The organism is Sporosarcina sp. ACRSM (assembly GCF_022346545.1).
Taxonomy (GTDB): Bacteria; Bacillota; Bacilli; order Bacillales_A; family Planococcaceae; genus Sporosarcina.
The window spans coordinates 44578-61526 of sequence record NZ_JAKRNU010000013.1 but is presented as its reverse complement, the minus strand read 5'-3'; the positions used below and the strand labels follow the sequence as shown (position 1 = coordinate 61526).

Below are 16949 nucleotides of genomic sequence, written 5' to 3'. Positions count from 1 at the left end.
TGAAAATGATGAAAACAAAAATCACCAATGTTACGGTTTATAATGGCTTAGGTGGCGTATTCAAAAACCAAACCTTATTATTTGATGAAAATGAGATATTATTTTGTGGAAATGGACCTATTGATAAAGAAGCGGATATAGTAATTGATGGTAAAGGTTTAAGTTGCTTACCAGGGATGATTGATATGCATGTCCACTTAAATTTAGATGGTGCCCCTGATATTTCGAAAACAATATCAGAAGATAATGAAGCCTTTGCTGCCTTTCGTTCTTTAGTTAATGCGCAAAAGCAATTGAACGCGGGTGTAACAACCGTAAGAAATTGTGGTTCCAAATACAATGTGGATATTAGCCTACGGAATGCAATTAGTCAAGGAATACTGGAAGGACCGACTGTATATGCCGCAGGTCAGCCAATTGTGATGACAGGAGGGCATTGCCACTTCTTTTCCCTAGAAGCGGATGGAATCGATGAGATAAGAAAAGCAGCTAGGACTCAAATAAAGGCAGGGGCAGATGTCCTGAAAATGATGGCAACAGGTGGGGGCTTAACGAAAGGAGTCAAACCCGGTGCACCTCAGCTTTCAGAAGATGAAATGCAAGCAGCTTGTTGCGAAGCTAACAATGCAGGCAAGACGACTGCTGCACATGCACAAGGGAATGAAGGAATAAAAAATGCAATTCGTGCGGGTGTAACCACCATTGAACATGGCGTTGAACTAGATGATGAAGCCATTCAATTAATGTTAGAGCACAATACGTATTTGGTGGCGACCTTATCGGCCCCACAAAACGTGATTAAGTATGGTGAAGAAGCAGGCATTCCAAAATATGCTGTTGATAAAAATAGAGAAGCACTGATTCCTCATAGAGAAAGTTTTAAAAAAGCGTATAAAGCAGGGGTGAAAATCGCTGTTGGAACAGATGCAGGTACGCCATTTAACTTCCATGGTGACTATGTTACGGAGTTGGAAATTATGTCTCAGCTTGGAATGAGTACTCAAGAAGTCATTCAATCAGCCACGTACATGGGGGCGGCAGCATTAGGTGTTCAGGAAGTAATAGGGAGTGTCGAAAAAGGTAAAAAAGCGGATTTACTATTGGTCTACGGGGAACCTGAGGAGAATATTTCAACCTTGCGCAATATTCATTCCGTTTATGTGAATGGAAAATGTATGGTCGATAATGCGGAAACGAGTCGTGTTCCCTCAAATTCATACTAAAACTATAAGAGAGAAAAATGTGAACTAGTCCAAAATTTATTCCATGGGCTAGTTTTTTTGATTGTATAGGTTCTTATACAAAATTACATAACCTAGAAAAAAATACTAAATTTTGAAGTTTCTGTTTCGGAATTTGTTGTTTGATAAGATAGGATAAATAGGGGGTGGACAAGAGTGGATTGTAGTAGTTTTTCACCGTGGTTGGATAATCTTCCTTTTCAGTGGAAGGGACTTCAAGAACACGGAAGGTCTATTCATATCCAGAAAGGAGATCATATTTTTCATTACGGGCATTTCAGGTACCTGGTATGAAATAGATAACTATGGTCGGTCGAAGAATGCCTCGGTTGGAATCGGATCACCAAAGATATGATTCCCTATAAAAATTGCAGGTTTGTCGTGACCATCACACTTCGTTTTTCGTAATACAGGTTTATTATCTAAATGGCAAGCTGATAGGAATGTAACAGTTGTCTGTATCGTTAGTCATTAGACAATCCTTTAGCTGAATACTCATAAGTAATAGCAGAGAGGCGGGGTATTCATGCTAAGGATTATCCAAGAAGTCTCATTGGAACGTATTGAGAGGGAAGCACCATTTCGCGGGATGGATGACTGCAAAAATCTGCGAAATGATATTCGCGCCAATGGTTTGCAATCGCCATTACTTGTCGAAAAAACAGGTAATGGAACATATTTATTAGTTGAAGGGTATCGACGTTATTGGGCACTTGAATCTTTGCGAGTGAAACATGTACCTTGCATTGTTCAAGAAGAGTCTTCGAAGGATGGCCGTATCATGAAAAGGCTTAACACTGAATTGCAAACGAAAAAACGGAAATCTGCAGAAATAAGAGAAATGGTAGCTGTACTGTTGGAAAACCATAACGAGAATGAAATTGCTGCGTTTTGTAATGTCAGTCCTCGAACAATTAAACAGTATGCTAAAGACCTGACTGTCGACATAAAGTGGCGTAATAGGGCAAAGGCGGCGGGCATATCTGAACGTCCGCTAACCCCTATTGACCAAATGAAGTTAAACGACGATGTGAAAGAATTTTTGATGGAGCTCTACTGCACAAAACAAATTACCGGTGTTCAGGTCACCAGGTTGGTTGGGAATCTTAAGAAGAGCCCATTCGATCTATTATCTAACGAAGAACAGAAAGCGACGATAATGAAATTGATTCAAACAATCAAAAGGGAAGAGGATGCCTTGCATCTAGTAGTCCATAGAATGATCCTCGCAAGTCGCTATCATCCGGTTAGTCATAGGTTTGTCTACCAATACGTCAATGAGATGACAAAAGAGTTGAAAGAAATATATGCGAATCGCCTTTTCACTGATCATTTATCCAAGCAAAGAACGAAAACAGCGCTCCTCATTTAAAAAACAGGTACCTGTGCACGAAACTACTCAGTCAATCCACCAGAATTGCATTATTAAAAAGTGAATCCATCCAAATCAATACGTGTTGGGATTTTATCCGTTATTTTTATGCAGAACAATGAACTGTGATTGCACCTTGCATCAGCACCGTTACAAATACCTTGTCCCACATATCACCTTACCGATCCTCCTCAATAGGCTGCTTATAGGAAAGACAATATAAACAATATGCTGTATTCGTTTTCTCAAGCGGATTGGGAAGAAAGTTCGCCGCAATACCAGTTCTAAGGAAGCTTTGCGGCGTTGGATTTTCGTTTGCATAATAGGAATAAGAGCTGTATGGATAGTCCTCCAGTCTTTCGACCATTGGGATGTGTGCGTCGATTGGGTTGTGGTGAACGCTGTAGATGAATGGTGCCTTCACCCTTTAGATAGACCGTTCATACACGAAAGTGGACAATGAGGTGACAGTTGTTTTTTTGCATAGGCTCCTCTCATAAAGTCCACGTTCTACCATGCTGCGAAAATAAATTCTACCAAGTTGTCCACTTATCCCATAATTTCTCTATATATAGAGTGAAGGCACCGTTCGTCTTTGCGTAAGACGCGTGCTCATTACTAATATACGAGGGGGATTTGTGATGCATTTATTAATTCAAGAGTCACCGCTTCAAGTGCTTCCATCGCTTGTGATGCAAGTGGGGTTGAATGAGGCGATTGTACTCCAGCAATTACACTTCAGATCGCTCATCTCGACCAATGTTCGGGATGGGCATAAGTGGGTTTACAAAACGTATGACGAGTGGAAAAGTGAAGAATTTCCGTTTTGGTCTATCGACACAATCAAACGGGCGATTCGTCGGTTGGAAGATAAAGGGTATATCATTTCGACCGCTTCATACAATCGGATGAAAATGGACAAGACCAAGTGGTACCGCATTGATTATAAAAAGCTGCAACTTTCGATGGTGCAATCTGCTACAATGACGACGGCATCTTCAGCCGAAGAGGAAGTGCAGGTTGCCCCCTCTACAGAAGGCAACTTGCCCCTAGCAATAACCAAAAAGGTTAAAAGAATTAAAAAAGATATTGTCGAGAATGATCTCGACGTTGTGTCTGTAATTGAATACCTGAATGACAAAGCAAACAAGCAATTCAACGTAACTTCGAAGGCGACCGCACGATTGGTGAAAGGACGATTTAGTGAAGGATACGCTGTGTCCGATTTCAAAAAGGTGATTGACACGAAAGTGAAAGAGTGGCGAGATGATCCATATTGGCGGAAGTATTTACGTCCATCCACGTTATTCAATGCGACAAATTTTGAAAACTATTTGGAGGAGTCGAAGGGGCTGGTAACGCGGGCAAGCAGTGGGCCAAAAGAGTTTGTATTGAATCTTGATAAAGGGGAGGAGGGGATATGGAGTTAGGCAATCTAGAGACCTTGAGTCCGTCAGTTTTCCACTGAATCTATTCGTAAAGCATGTCATGAGATAGAAAAACAGGGAGCTAGTCGTTAGACTACTCGGCCAATTCGCTACAATTGCACGGAGCACAGACACTGTTACTAGTTATGTTGATACCATGCCAGCAGAAAACATAATTCTTGAATTCAACCTATATTGACATATAAATGTGTGTGAATTTGTGCTATTCTAAAGAGTGTAGGAAGTTGATGTCGAAAAGTAGCGAATGGCCTTTTTGATTTTATCAATCATTCAAGGCTTTTTTGTTGTTTTTCGAGTCGAGTAGTAGCTTAATTGCACGATTATAATCGGGGGGAAGAAGACATGAAGAAAAGAATTATGATGGCATTGATGACTGTCCTGCTTTTAGTAATTGGACTAGTCGGTTGTGGACAGGACGAGCCGGAAAAGGCAACAACTTCAGATGCCGAAAAAAATACTGAAAAAGCATCCGTTGAAATAGGAATGTTGAAATTGACAAGCTCAGCGCCTTTGTTCATAGCGCTTGAAAAAGGATTCTTTGAAGAAGTGGGGATCGACGCTAAAGCAAAATGGTTTGAGGCGGCACAACCGATTGCAGTTGCAACGGCTGGTGGAGATGTAGCTGTTGGGGCCACTGGCATTACGGCGAGCTTGTACAATATGGTTGCCAGTGGAGAAAAGTTAGTGATTGTTGCGGATAAAGGGCGAGAGCAGGAAGGTTATTCTTCGACTGCGGTACTCGTGCCAAGTGACTCGACTGTGACTAGTATTGAAGAGTTGAAAGGGAAGAAGATCGGGATTACACAAACCGGTTCTACTTATCATTATATGGCTGGAAGATTATTGGAAGAACATGGACTTACGTCAAAAGATGTCGAACTAGTTCCGCTAAACAGTATTCCGGGTCTTATGGATACGTTAGAGAGTAAACAAGTGGACGCAGTTCTGTTGAATGAACCAAATGTTTCGAGAGTCATTGAAGAAGGCTATGGAAAAGTGATCGCACAAGTAGGAGATGAAATTGAGTATCAAACTTCTGGAATTTTCTTCTCACAAGCTTTTGCAGATAATACGGATGCCGCTACGCGATTCCTTAAAGCTTATGCGAAAGCTACACAATATTACTATGACGCTGTATTGACGAAAGAAAACGGTGAGCTTGTGCCGGGCGAAAATTATGACGAAGTGATTGCGATCATCGCTGAATATACAGACCAGGAGCCAGCACTCATTGAAAAAGGCCTCCCTTATATGGATCGGTATGGCAAGTTGCTGGAGTCTGATATCCAGACACAAATCGACTGGTATGCAAAAGAGAAGTTAGTCGATCAATCGATTGATGCATCAAGCATCGTGAATACGAAATTGCTGGAAGAAGCGTTGGCGGAATAAGGGAAGTGAAGTAGATGAAGGTCGTCATTGAGGATGTCCGAAAGACGTTCGGTAATAAGAAAAAAGGTGAAGTATTAGCGCTGGACAATATAAACTTCTCGATTGAGGAGAAGGAGTTTGTTGTTCTAGTAGGACCAAGTGGATGTGGGAAGTCGACGCTTCTGAATATTGTCGGTGGCTTACTGTCGCCGACGGAAGGTTCGGTTTATTTTGAAGGTCTTCTAAATAAGAAGCCAAATTTAGCGATTGTATTTCAGGAGATTGCTTTGTTTCCGTGGCGTACCGTTTATGAAAATGTCATTTATGGGCTAGAGGAACAAAAAGTGAGTAAACAAGAGCAAAAGGAAAAAGCCGATTTTTATATCGATATGGTCGGCCTGACAGGATTTAAAGATGCGTATCCGAAACAATTGTCCGGCGGTATGAAACAGCGGGTCGGCATTGCGAGGGCGCTTGCGGTTGAACCGGATTTGTTGCTGATGGACGAGCCGTTTTCCGCTTTGGATGCGCAAACGAGGACACTTATGCAAGAGGAGCTCTTGACCATTTGGAACCGAACGCAATTAAGTACGCTATATGTAACGCATAACATTCAAGAGGCCGTCTATTTAGCGGATCGAGTGATTGTTTTGTCTAGACATCCGGGACAGATCAAGGAAATCATCAAGATTGATTTGCCGAAAATGGGACGAGATACAGAACAGCATCGGGCCAAATATGAGCAATATGCAGATGATATTTGGCAGCTGATCCGTCAAGATGCCGAGGATGCGTTAAAGGAGTGATACAGGATGACTAAACAGAGACAAATGATTACAAACCGCGTTGCTTTTCTTGATAAAAAAGTTCCCATTTATGCTTCTTTTTTAGGTTTAGTCGGCCTGATCGTGCTATGGGAAATCATATGTAGCTTGAACCTTGTCTCTCCTTTATTTTTGCCCGCACCTTCAGCGATTGTAACGACGGGCTGGGAAATGGTTGTGAGTGGTGAAATTTATGAGAACCTCGTTCCAAGTCTCTACCGGATTGTTGTGGGGTATGCCATTGGATCGGCTTTTGGTGTTTTAATCGGGCTGGTTCTTGGCTTTTCAAAATGGGCGGATGCAATTGGTACGCCAGTTGTTTACTCGATTTATCCGATTCCTAAAATCGCCCTCTTGCCGTTGTTCATCTTATGGTTGGGCATTGGTGAATTGTCAAAAGTGACCATTATTGCATTGGGTGTCTTTTTCCCGGTCGTCATCAATACGTTCTCCGGTGTGAAGAATGTGGACCCAATTTTGATAAAAGCGGCAGTTACATTTGGATCGAGTCCTTTTAACGTCGTTCGTAAAGTTATTTTACCTGGTTCCCTTCCGATGATCTTTGCGGGACTCAAATTGGCTGCGGGGACGTCCCTCTTGCTGCTTGTCTCCGCAGAAATGATTGCTGCTCAAAATGGAATCGGTGCCATGGTTTTACATTATGGTAATTTAATGATTACAACGAAGCTGATGGTAGGGGTACTCGTGTTATCTCTTCTCGGTTTGACTTTTAATCGAGTGCTTCAATGGGTGGAATATAAGCTCATACCGTGGAAATAGGGGCTTGTGTACGACATTATACATTAATAGAAAAAGTAACATTTTTACAACCCGTTAACCGCTTTTCATACGGTGTGTTAGCTGCATGGGGGCTGTCCAGAAAGTCAATTTTCACTGACTTTTTGGACAGCCCTTTACTTATGGAGAAATTGGTGTGCAGGTTTCATTAGGGGAGTGGTTTTTTACATAATAACTATCTGTCTTAATTTGTTCAAGATCCCATGTTTTGTTTGATATATATAGAATGGTATTTTTTCAGCTATTATAATACCTTGGATACACTGGAGGTGTCCGTCAAGATGATTACTATTTATTAGATCATGTTGAAATTCACTCTGCGGAGTAAATGACCTTATTATTTTTGCTGATGCAATTGCAACCTAGGTAGCCAAACATATGCCTCTAACAACATGGTAAGAAGAAAAACTAATGCTCCGTTTGGTATTTGTTACTTAAAATTTCTTTCTGAAAAAATCTGAGAGAAGGATACTAATTAATAGTGAAATCAATAAGAACAATATTAAGTTTCAGGAACTTTTTTAATACGTTACTTAGCGCGACGCATATGCTTTGGATAAAATATCAAGAAGTATTCTAGGAAAAAACGAAAGGAATATAGTGTCAGTCCGAAAAAAATCACCAACTTGGAGTTGAATAAAGGTGCCAGGTACCCACTATGTTGCGAATGAGTACCTGACACCTTATTTCCAATTCACCAATCCTCATGCACCCGGAAAACGATATGACAAGTTGCGTTGCCTGAAAGACTCGTGATTGCTAATGTCACCGGAGTTGTCCCATTCAGAACGGTATCGACCGGAAAGCGTTGCTGCGCTGAATGTTGTCCGCCTTTAGCAAACCCGCTCATCAGTTTGATGCCGGTTGAGGTATTGATGGCAGTGGCGGAAACATCCGCTTGGCAGCATGTTTCGGAGGATGGGGTATCGCTTATATTGCCAAAGGAAGCCCCGGTCAGTGTAGAGCCATAGCGCAATTGCCATCTTAGATCGTTGCTGGCGAGTATATCAAAGCTACTGATTTGTACATTCACCGAGTTATTTCGGTTTGAACCATCAGGAAAAATGCCTTTTCGCCGGAAGCTGATGGTCGGAATAAAGGCACCGGCTCCTACTGTCATATTTAAACGGCTTTCCGAAGTAATTCGATTCGTTGGGACAGTTGGCCCGAGAATCGCATAATATCTACCTCGCACATTTGCGGAAAATGCTCCGCCCCCCCCTCCATTTTGGACCTGCACACGAATGACTTGGTTCGGATCAGAAAGTAAAACGCCGTTCGTATTTTGGGATTGGCGATGACAGACGACGATTTGCTGGAAATTAAACGTGTTCACAAATACGATCCGGAACTCGATGATACCGTATTCATAGCCGAATCGTATTTGGAACATTTTCCCCACCGTCGTATTCAGTGTGAGTTTACTTGGTCCCGATCCATCCAGCCGATCTACATTCCAAGAGGATTGATAAACCTTGAATATTTCGACGCTGTTGTTGAGGACTGCAACAAATATGCCCGTGGCGTCTTGACCGAAGTAGGCGCCATTGCTCCCATCAAAATAACCCCAAGTGGCTTTTTGGGTACCCGTCGGAGCCGTAGGAATTCGGACGGAAACCCCGGCTTCGAATGAATTACCTGGGAATAGCTTGCCGCGTTCAGCGGTATCTAAAATGGCTGTAGCATTTGGGGAAGTGGGCGTTGCGACTTGATAGAAGCCTTGTGTATTCGTCACTGTACCACTCCCTGTAGTGGAAATGACATCCCTTACTGCTGAAATGCCGTAATTGGATGTATAGTTGAATAGAGGCGTTGCTTCAGCGGTTTGTAAACGATCAAACATGGAATTTAAGGTTGGAGAAATTCCTGTAAGATTGATAACGGGCCAAATGAGATCTGACACAAGTGTTCCCTCCCTAAAAAAAGATTCTTACCATATGTATTCCTTTGCCGATCGTTAAAGAATTGAAAAACGGGGAAGAAGCGATGATGTGATTGATTCGCAGAATAAAAAGATTTGAAACTAAGTGGATTAGGCTACATTCGTCATCTCGAAAAAAATATCCACCCGTTTGTCAGGTGGACATGATCCAAAGCTTATATCTCAATTTCCATCCCCAGCAATGCGTAGCTCAAGCTTTTCCCATGGGTGTCCATGCTGAGTGAGGTGGTAACGCCGCCAAGCAAGGCGTGGTGACAAACGAATTGGAATGCAGAAATGTTTGGGACTTCATAACGAATAATGTTTCCGTCAACGATTTCTGTTAAATGTTCCTTTACTTTTTCCGCGGTCGCTTTTTCACGTAATAGCTCGTAATCCTTTTCATCATATGGGATGAGGGAGAGGATGAGCGTATTCCCTTTGTCGCCGGCGCGGCTATGGGCGAGTTCATATAATTTTTTCTTCATGTTTCACACTCTCCCTTATGTTGACAGATGTCTTGATGTTGCTTCGCGGGATTAAGGTCGACACGATCCCGACGACTTCATTTGTATATTTACGGGCGCCCCCGCCGCCAGCTGGGCCGTTTGTGTACAAGGCTTCGACTTCTTCGCCTATTTTTTCCGCGGCTTCTTTCGTTTTTGCTTTGCCCGCAACGCGTAGCCGGGTTTCATAAGGTTCTTCCGGCGTACCGAAATTTGTGCGATGGACGGATGAGCTACCGATATAATCGATCCGAAGTTCCGGAAACTCATCCTTCAGCCGTTCATGCAGAATGTCACCGGCGAGTTGTGCCCTTCCTAACGCATTGGGTCCGGCATAGGAGATTTCGCCCTCTCCTTGGAATCCTGCATGGTAACCGACACTTGCTTTCAAGGTGTTTGGCTTCGCCTGCCCTTTACAGCCGGAAACTTCGATGCGGTTTGCGGCCAGCTCCTTCAACCGAACCGTTGTAAAATCCGCGCTGACATCAGGGGTGAGGTATGCATTCGGATTAGTCACTTCATACAACAGCTGCTCTTTCGCCGTTGCCAATGAAATCTTGCCACCCGTTCCTTCCAGCTTACTGATGACGGCTGTTCCATCCGATGCAACGTCCGCATAAGGGAATCCTAAATGCGCAAGGTCCGTCACATCTTTTTTCCCCGGGTCGGCAAAATAGCCCCCGCAAATTTGCCCGCCGCATTCCAATAAATGGCCAACGACTGTCCCTTGTGCAATCCGATCCACATCGTCCAATGACCAGCCGAAATGATGGACCATTGGCGCGACGAATAACGACGGATCCGCCACACGGCCGGTAATAATGATATCCGCGCCTGTCTCCAATGTAGGCAAGATGGCTTCGACGCCGAGATAGGCATTGGCGGATAACAATTGTCCGTAGGCAGACACGGGGGTCTGATCCTCTAACGTCTTTTCGTTTGGTCGAATGAGTGCCAGGACATCATCGCCCGTTACAGCCGCCACTTTTATAGGAATCCCAAGCTTGCTCGCCATTTCCGCCACTTTTTCCGCCGCTCCCACGGGATTGGCGGCACCCATATTGGTGATGAGTCGTACTTTATTTTTAGAAAGAATAGGTAACAGCAATTCCAATCTTTTTTCCAATAAAGGATCGTAACCCAATAACGGGTTGTTCAACTTTCTTTTTTGTGCCAACGCAATGGTGCGTTCTGCAAGACATTCCAATACTAAGTAATCCAAATTTCCTTGTTCAGCAAGAAGTACGGCCGGTTCCAATCGGTCTCCTGAAAATCCTGCTCCTGATCCGATTCTGATCATTTCAATCACCTCAAATAGATATCGCTCCTGTTAGTAGTGCAATGATGGTCATGACAATCGTTGTGCCGAATGCCCATTTGAAAATGAATTTTTGGTGCTCGCCTAAATTGACCCCGGTCATCCCGACAAGAATGAACGTGGAGGCGGTGAGCGGGCTTAATGGAAAGCCGGTCGTCATTTGGCCGAGAATCGCCGCCCGTCCGATTTCAATCGGATCAATGCCGAAATTCACAGCGGTTTCCGTGAGAATCGGCAGCACGCCGAAATAATAAGAGTCCGGTGTGAACACAAAGCTGAGCGGCATACTCGTGATGGCGACGAGTAAAGGCAGGAAGTTCGCGATTTGCTCCGGAATGACTGACACTAAAGAAATGGCCATGGCGTCAATCATTTGCGTGCCTGTCAAAATGCCGGTGAAAATCCCTGCAGCAAAAATCATGGAAGATACCATGACGACATTGCCTGCATGATTCGTCAGCCTTTCTTGTTGCGCTTCGAAACTTGGATAATTGACAAGCAAAGCGATCACGAATGCGACGAGAAATAAAACCGGCATCGGCAGCCAAGCCATCACCAATGCGACGAGAAGTAATACCGTTAAAGCCAGATTGAACCAAAACAGGTTATATCGCTTCACTTCGGCAGTCGCCGCGTGCTCCATCATGAACCCTTCCTTCTCGAGATTCAAATCGATAATCCCCAGTCTCTGGCGCTCTTTTTTTCCAAGCCAATAGGCTGAAAACAACACCCATGCGATTCCCGCAAACATGGCAGGCAGGACGGGATTGAATAATTGGGTTGAATCCGCTTCGAGTACACTCATCGCTCTCGCTGTCGGGCCACCCCAAGGCGCAATATTCATGACGCCGGCCCCCAACGCAACGATACCCGATAAGACGAGCGGATTCATCCCAAGCCTTTTATAAATAGGCAGAAATGCTGAAATCGTGATCATAAATGTCGATGCGCCATCTCCATCCAAGGCCACAAGCATCGTGACAAGCGCTGTCCCGATGACAATTTTCAGCGGATCGCCTTTCACAATCCGGATGATCCGTGAAATGATTGGATCAAATAAACCCGTATCCATCATCAGTCCGAAATATAATACCGCAAAGCCAACCATAATCCCCGTTGGTGCAACTTTTTGAATCCCTTCTAACATCATCGGTCCCATTTCCGAACCAAACCCACCGATTACCCCAAAAACAATCGGTACAAGGACAAGCGCCACAATGACGGTCAGCCGTTTTGTCATGATTAAAAATAGGAACGTTCCGATCGTCAAATAGCCTAATAATGTTAACATCGAATCCCCCCAGATCCCTTTTATTCCTTACGCTTCTTTCTTCCTGTCACCGCCTTTTTCTCTATGCGGTTTAGATATGCAAGAAGCATGCCAGTATGATGTGGGAGCTGAATCGGCGGAAAATGGCGACTATTTGAAAGGCGATGTTAACATTTTTCGATCTGGTTTCTAGCTGATTAGAAATCAACGGCAGGATAATGTCTCAAGATGTTGTGCCAACAATGATTAGCATGATTTCTAAGTACTTAGAAATTTGAGAGTCTGCTTTCTAAGTGTTTAGAAATCGATATGATGACGCTTCAATTTGTTATATAACGTAGCTAATGAAATCCCTAACGCATTAGCAACTTTTTTCTTTTCTTCAATGCCTGTCCCGAATCGTTTGATCGTTTCTTGAATGAAGTTTTTCTCGGCTTCCTCCATTGCTTGCTGCAAAGGTTTGTCGCCGGGACTGACCTGCAGACTAGAAGGGGCTACACGGTTTTTGGTCAAGATTTCGGGGAGATGTTCGATTTTGATAGCTGTTCCTTCGACCATACAAGAGGCGTAGTCGATCATATTTTTTAATTCGCGGACGTTGCCTGGCCATTCGTAGGATTGCAAAAACGCCAAGGTTTGCTCGTCCACTGTATAATCGGCAGGCACATGGTCCAACGCTAAATTGGTAACGGAGGACTGGAGAATCGAATCGACCAACTCCGGGATATCTTCCTTTCTTTCTCGGAGGGGTGGGATATGTAGGTTGATGACATTCAGCCGGTACAATAAATCCTCACGGAAGCGATTCTTTTTTACGAGTTGCTGCAGATCACGGTGGGTTGCTGCGATAATTCGGACGTCGATGCGCCGTTCATTCGTTTCGCCTACTCGGCGAATTTTGCTTTCTTGCAGCACCCTTAACAATTTAGCTTGCAGATCATAGGACATATCTCCGATTTCATCTAGAAATATTGTTCCGTTATTTGCCATTTCAAACAGGCCGATTTTCCCGCCCTTTTTCGCATTGGTAAAAGCGCCATCCCCGTAACCGAATAATTCACTTTCCAAAAGGGAAGGGGGAATGGCAGCGCAATTGACGGGGACAAATGGCTGATTCTTACGTCGGCTTTCATTATGGATAGCTTGGGCAAACAGCTCTTTACCGGTCCCGCTTTCACCCGTTATCAGAATGGATAAGTCGGTCTCGGCAACTCTTTCCGCTACGTGAACTGCCTCTTTTAGACCCTTGTTTTTGCCGATAATTTGCTTGAACGTATAATTCGCTTGGTAAAGCGAATTCATCTTTTTCTGAAGCTGCTCTAGTTTATCCCCTTTTTGTTTCAGCTCTTGGTTGAGCTTGTGCACTTCCGTCAAGCTTTTACAAACAGATACAGCCCCAATGATTTGATTGTTGACTGTAATGGGGGCCATATCGACGACATATTCCCGATCCCTTGTTTTCCGATAAACGCCCACTCTCGTTTTTTGATCGACCAGTGTTTCGGGTAAGAGGGCACCAGGGCGGGACTCTTTCAATGGCTTGCCGATCATTGCCGGCGTACATCCTGTAATCTTTAAATACTCCGGGTTCACGAGCCGAACAATTCCTTGATGATCAATGACGAGAACCCCATCATTGATGGAATGAACAATCGCCTTCCACCACTCGATCTGCTTTTCAAGGGAAAGATCCGTCGTCTCAAAATTTGAAAACTCCAACATGACTCTGCACCGTCCTTTCTAAAAACATCCTATTTTCATTATAAACATAGAGGCAAGAGGACTGTTGATTGAATGAATGACCAAATTGATTCATAAAATGAAGTAGAGTATCCCGTTACAGGACTAAAGGCAAGCGGAAAGGGAGGATACGATATGCTCGATAAGTTTCTTTTGAAAAAGTCGGAGCCTGCGCTACCTAATAGTTTGCTAAACAGGTTGAAGGAAGCCCGAAAAAAACCGATGCCGAATCATGTAGCGATCATTATGGATGGGAACGGACGATGGGCGAAGCAGCGTAATCTGCCCCGGGTTGCCGGTCATCATGAAGGGATGAAAACGGTTCATAAAATTACACGCTTTGCCAATGAACTCGGCGTTAAAGTGTTGACACTCTATGCGTTTTCAACCGAAAATTGGAAAAGACCAAAATTTGAAGTGGATTTTCTCATGAAACTGCCAGGCGAGTACTTAACGACTTACTTGCCTGAGCTGATCGAAAAAAATGTGAAAGTGGAAATGATCGGCGATTTCGAAGCGTTGCCAAAACATACACAGCAAGCAATCGAAAATGCGAGGAAGGCAACAGAACAAAATGACGGCCTTGTGTTGAACTTTGCATTGAATTACGGAAGTCGGCTAGAGTTGGTGAATGTCGTAAAACACATTAGCGAATTAGCCGTGGCACAACAAATCGCTCCCGAGGATATCAATGAAGCATTCGTGGAATCTTGCCTCATGACAAGCCATTTGCCAGAACTCGATCTGCTCATTCGAACGAGTGGGGAAGTAAGGTTGTCGAACTTCATGCTATGGCAGCTTGCCTACGCCGAACTTGCATTTACAAATGTCTATTGGCCGGATTATAACGAAGCATGCCTATTGGAAGCAATCGAAGATTTTCAAACACGCAATCGACGGTTTGGCAGTTTAGGATGAAAAGGGTTGCCCAGATGTAGCGGGCAACCCTTTTGTTGGGCGCTCAAAATGTTTGTTGAGTGCCCAAGGTGCATGGTTGGCGCTCAAACTATCTTCTCACATGCTCATAAAAAACCGTTCGCGCTCAAAGGAAGCGTCGAGTGATCAAAGAGTATCCTACGGCGCTCAAAGCCACCCCTCTCACGCTCAAAAAACGCGGCACGCGCTCAAAGACAGCAAAGAGTGATCAAAGCGTGTCCCGCACCGCTCAAACAAAGTTACCTCGCGCTCAAAGCTCACCAAAAAAACGTTACCCCCTGAAACCATCCAACATAATCGAAGTGGAATCTTTTCGGCGATCAATTTGGGATACATTGTCTATGGAATGGATACGAACACGGTTCTGAACAATGTTCCAACTTCTAGCATGGAAAAATCTATTGAGGAATAGAAGGAATTATCCGACATGCTCACGAAAGGATTACTTATGGTTGATTTCAGTAAGATTTCCCCGCAAATGAATGACAAAATCCATGCGATGGCCAAGGAGCACGCATTGGATTAGTTGGGAGCGCCGATCGGGGATAAGCTGATTGCATATGATGAAGAAACGGTGGAAAAGGGTATGGCGAATTGATCAAACAATAAATGGGGAGGAATGGACATGACGTCAATCAAAAGTGAAAACAAAGTGAGCACTTTGACACATTTTATTGGTGGGGCAATGGTAGAAGGGAAAAGCGGGCGTTTCGGGGATGTCTTTAATCCATCGACAGGTGAAGTCATTGGGCATGTACCATTGGCGACAAAAGAAGAAGTCGTGGAAACGATTGAAAAGGCACAGGCCGCTTTTCCAGAATGGCGGAAGACTTCTGTTGCGAAACGGGTGGAAATCATCCATCGTTTCAGAGCCTTGCTAGTGGAAGAAACGGATCGGTTGGCGGAGTTGATCGGCCGTGAAAGCGGGAAGACGATTGCCGATGCGAAAGGAGAAATCAGCCGAGGGATTGAATCGGTGGATTTTGCAATCAATGCCCCGCAAATGTTAAAAGGGGAGTACTCCGTCAATGTCGGCGGCAATATCAATTCGTTCTCAGTGAAGCAGCCGCTTGGCGTTGTGACGGCGATTGCACCGTTCAACTTCCCAGTCATGGTGCCGCTTGCGATGACATCGATGGCGGTCGCTTGCGGAAATTCCGTGATTTTGAAGCCGTCCGAACGTGTGCCGCATTCTGCACTTTTCATTTCAGAGCTTTGGCAAAAGGCAGGGCTTCCGGCAGGTGTTTGGAGTGTCATCAATGGCGATAAGGAAGCGGTGGATGAGTTGTTGTCCAATCCGCTTGTAACGGCTATTTCCTTTGTTGGATCGACGAAAGTGGCGGAGTATATTTACCACGAAGGTTGCCGGAACAATAAACGGGTTGCGGCTTTTGGTGGCGGAAAAAACCATATGATCATTATGCCGGATGCCGATGTGGATCAGGCAGTGACGGCATTTCTTGGTGCCGCATTCGGTGCAGCCTCCCAACGTTGCATGGCGATTTCCGCCGCGATTCCGGTTGGCGAAAAGACAGCGGAACGCTTTACAGAAAAATTAAAAGAACGCGTTGCCGAATTAAAAGTCGGTCCCTACCATGATGAGCAAATGGACTTCGGCCCAGTCATCACCCAACAATCAAAAGATCTTGTTCTCAAATACATTGAAGAAAGTTTGGAAGACGGAGCCAAGCTTGCCTTTGACGGCCGCAATCCGGAAATTTGCCAAACTGAGAAAGGCTTCTATTTAGGGCCAACCGTCTTGGACCATGTCACAACCGACATGAAAATTTACAAAGAGGAAGTATTCGGCCCAGCGCGCATCGTTGTGCGAGTGTCTTCATTGGATGAAGCCATCGATATGATCAACGACCACGAACTGGGAAATGGCGTCACCATTTTCACGAATAATGGCGCTGCTGCCCGCAAGTTTACAGAAGAAATTGAAGTCGGCATGGTCGGCGTCAACGTCCCGATTCCAATTCCAGTCGGCTACCATAACTTTGGCGGCTGGAAACGCTCTAAATTCGGAGAAGGCCATATGTTTGGTCCAGATACTGTTCGCTTCTTTACGAAATCCAAAACCGTATCGGAAAGATGGCCGGATGCAGATGCGATTGGACAGCAAACGGAGTTTTCTTTCCCGAGTAATGATTGATCATCAATAGATATTTAAATAAGCCAGGCGCTGAAACAATGGAGATCGT

13 protein-coding genes are annotated in these 16949 nt (G+C 44.4%); 8 read left to right on the top strand and 5 right to left on the bottom strand.

Translation table 11 applies throughout. The annotated features are described in order from the left end of the window. Positions 1-8: 8 nt before the first annotated feature. The 6 genes from MHZ95_RS17850 (at position 9) to MHZ95_RS17825 (ending at position 7036) form a co-directional block, all read left to right on the top strand. The gene (locus tag MHZ95_RS17850) at positions 9-1223 is read left to right on the top strand and encodes a metal-dependent hydrolase family protein (protein ID WP_239392151.1); all 1215 of its coding nucleotides are present in this window, start codon (positions 9-11) and stop codon (positions 1221-1223) included. 544 nt (positions 1224-1767) lie between these two features. Next, positions 1768-2613, top strand: a complete 846-nt coding sequence (locus tag MHZ95_RS17845; protein WP_239392150.1) for a ParB/RepB/Spo0J family partition protein — start codon at positions 1768-1770, stop codon at positions 2611-2613. Between the two features lie 641 nt (positions 2614-3254). After that, positions 3255-4043 (top strand): conserved phage C-terminal domain-containing protein, encoded by a 789-nt coding sequence (locus MHZ95_RS17840; RefSeq protein WP_239392149.1) that lies wholly within the window; start codon positions 3255-3257, stop codon positions 4041-4043. A 360-nt stretch (positions 4044-4403) separates the two neighbouring features. Then, positions 4404-5453 carry an ABC transporter substrate-binding protein gene (locus MHZ95_RS17835; protein ID WP_239392148.1) on the top strand — a complete coding sequence of 350 codons (1050 nt, stop codon included), beginning with the start codon at positions 4404-4406 and terminating at the stop codon, positions 5451-5453. A 14-nt stretch (positions 5454-5467) separates the two neighbouring features. Further along, a complete protein-coding gene (locus MHZ95_RS17830; protein WP_239392147.1) occupies positions 5468-6238 on the top strand; it encodes an ABC transporter ATP-binding protein in 771 nt (256 codons plus the stop codon). 6 nt (positions 6239-6244) lie between these two features. After that, complete coding sequence (locus MHZ95_RS17825; protein WP_239392146.1) at positions 6245-7036, top strand: ABC transporter permease; 792 nt, start codon at positions 6245-6247, stop codon at positions 7034-7036. A 712-nt stretch (positions 7037-7748) separates the two neighbouring features. Here the strand turns inward: MHZ95_RS17825 and MHZ95_RS17820 are convergent. The 5 genes from MHZ95_RS17820 to MHZ95_RS17800 form a co-directional block, all read right to left on the bottom strand. After that, positions 7749-8957: a hypothetical protein gene (locus MHZ95_RS17820; RefSeq protein WP_239392145.1), complete on the bottom strand. Its 1209-nt coding sequence runs from the start codon at positions 8955-8957 to the stop codon at positions 7749-7751. Positions 8958-9151: 194 nt separating this feature from the next. Further along, positions 9152-9463, bottom strand: coding sequence for an AtuA-related protein (locus MHZ95_RS17815; RefSeq protein ID WP_239392144.1), 312 nt, complete (start codon positions 9461-9463; stop codon positions 9152-9154). Then, positions 9444-10781, bottom strand: coding sequence for an acyclic terpene utilization AtuA family protein (locus MHZ95_RS17810; RefSeq protein WP_239392143.1), 1338 nt, complete (start codon positions 10779-10781; stop codon positions 9444-9446). The genes MHZ95_RS17815 and MHZ95_RS17810 overlap by 20 nt, the downstream gene beginning before the upstream one ends. A 10-nt stretch (positions 10782-10791) precedes the next feature. Beyond that, positions 10792-12090, bottom strand: coding sequence for a CitMHS family transporter (locus tag MHZ95_RS17805; protein WP_239392142.1), 1299 nt, complete (start codon positions 12088-12090; stop codon positions 10792-10794). A gap of 276 nt (positions 12091-12366) precedes the next feature. Then, positions 12367-13791 carry a sigma-54 interaction domain-containing protein gene (locus tag MHZ95_RS17800; RefSeq protein WP_239392141.1) on the bottom strand — a complete coding sequence of 475 codons (1425 nt, stop codon included), beginning with the start codon at positions 13789-13791 and terminating at the stop codon, positions 12367-12369. Between the two features lie 153 nt (positions 13792-13944). Here MHZ95_RS17800 and MHZ95_RS17795 point away from each other — a divergent pair, with 153 nt between their 5' ends. Together MHZ95_RS17795 and MHZ95_RS17790 are read left to right on the top strand one after the other, a co-directional pair. Then, complete coding sequence (locus MHZ95_RS17795; protein ID WP_239392140.1) at positions 13945-14727, top strand: undecaprenyl pyrophosphate synthase; 783 nt, start codon at positions 13945-13947, stop codon at positions 14725-14727. Positions 14728-15370: 643 nt separating this feature from the next. Beyond that, positions 15371-16900, top strand: coding sequence for a CoA-acylating methylmalonate-semialdehyde dehydrogenase (locus tag MHZ95_RS17790; RefSeq protein ID WP_370643102.1), 1530 nt, complete (start codon positions 15371-15373; stop codon positions 16898-16900). Positions 16901-16949 lie beyond the last annotated feature (49 nt).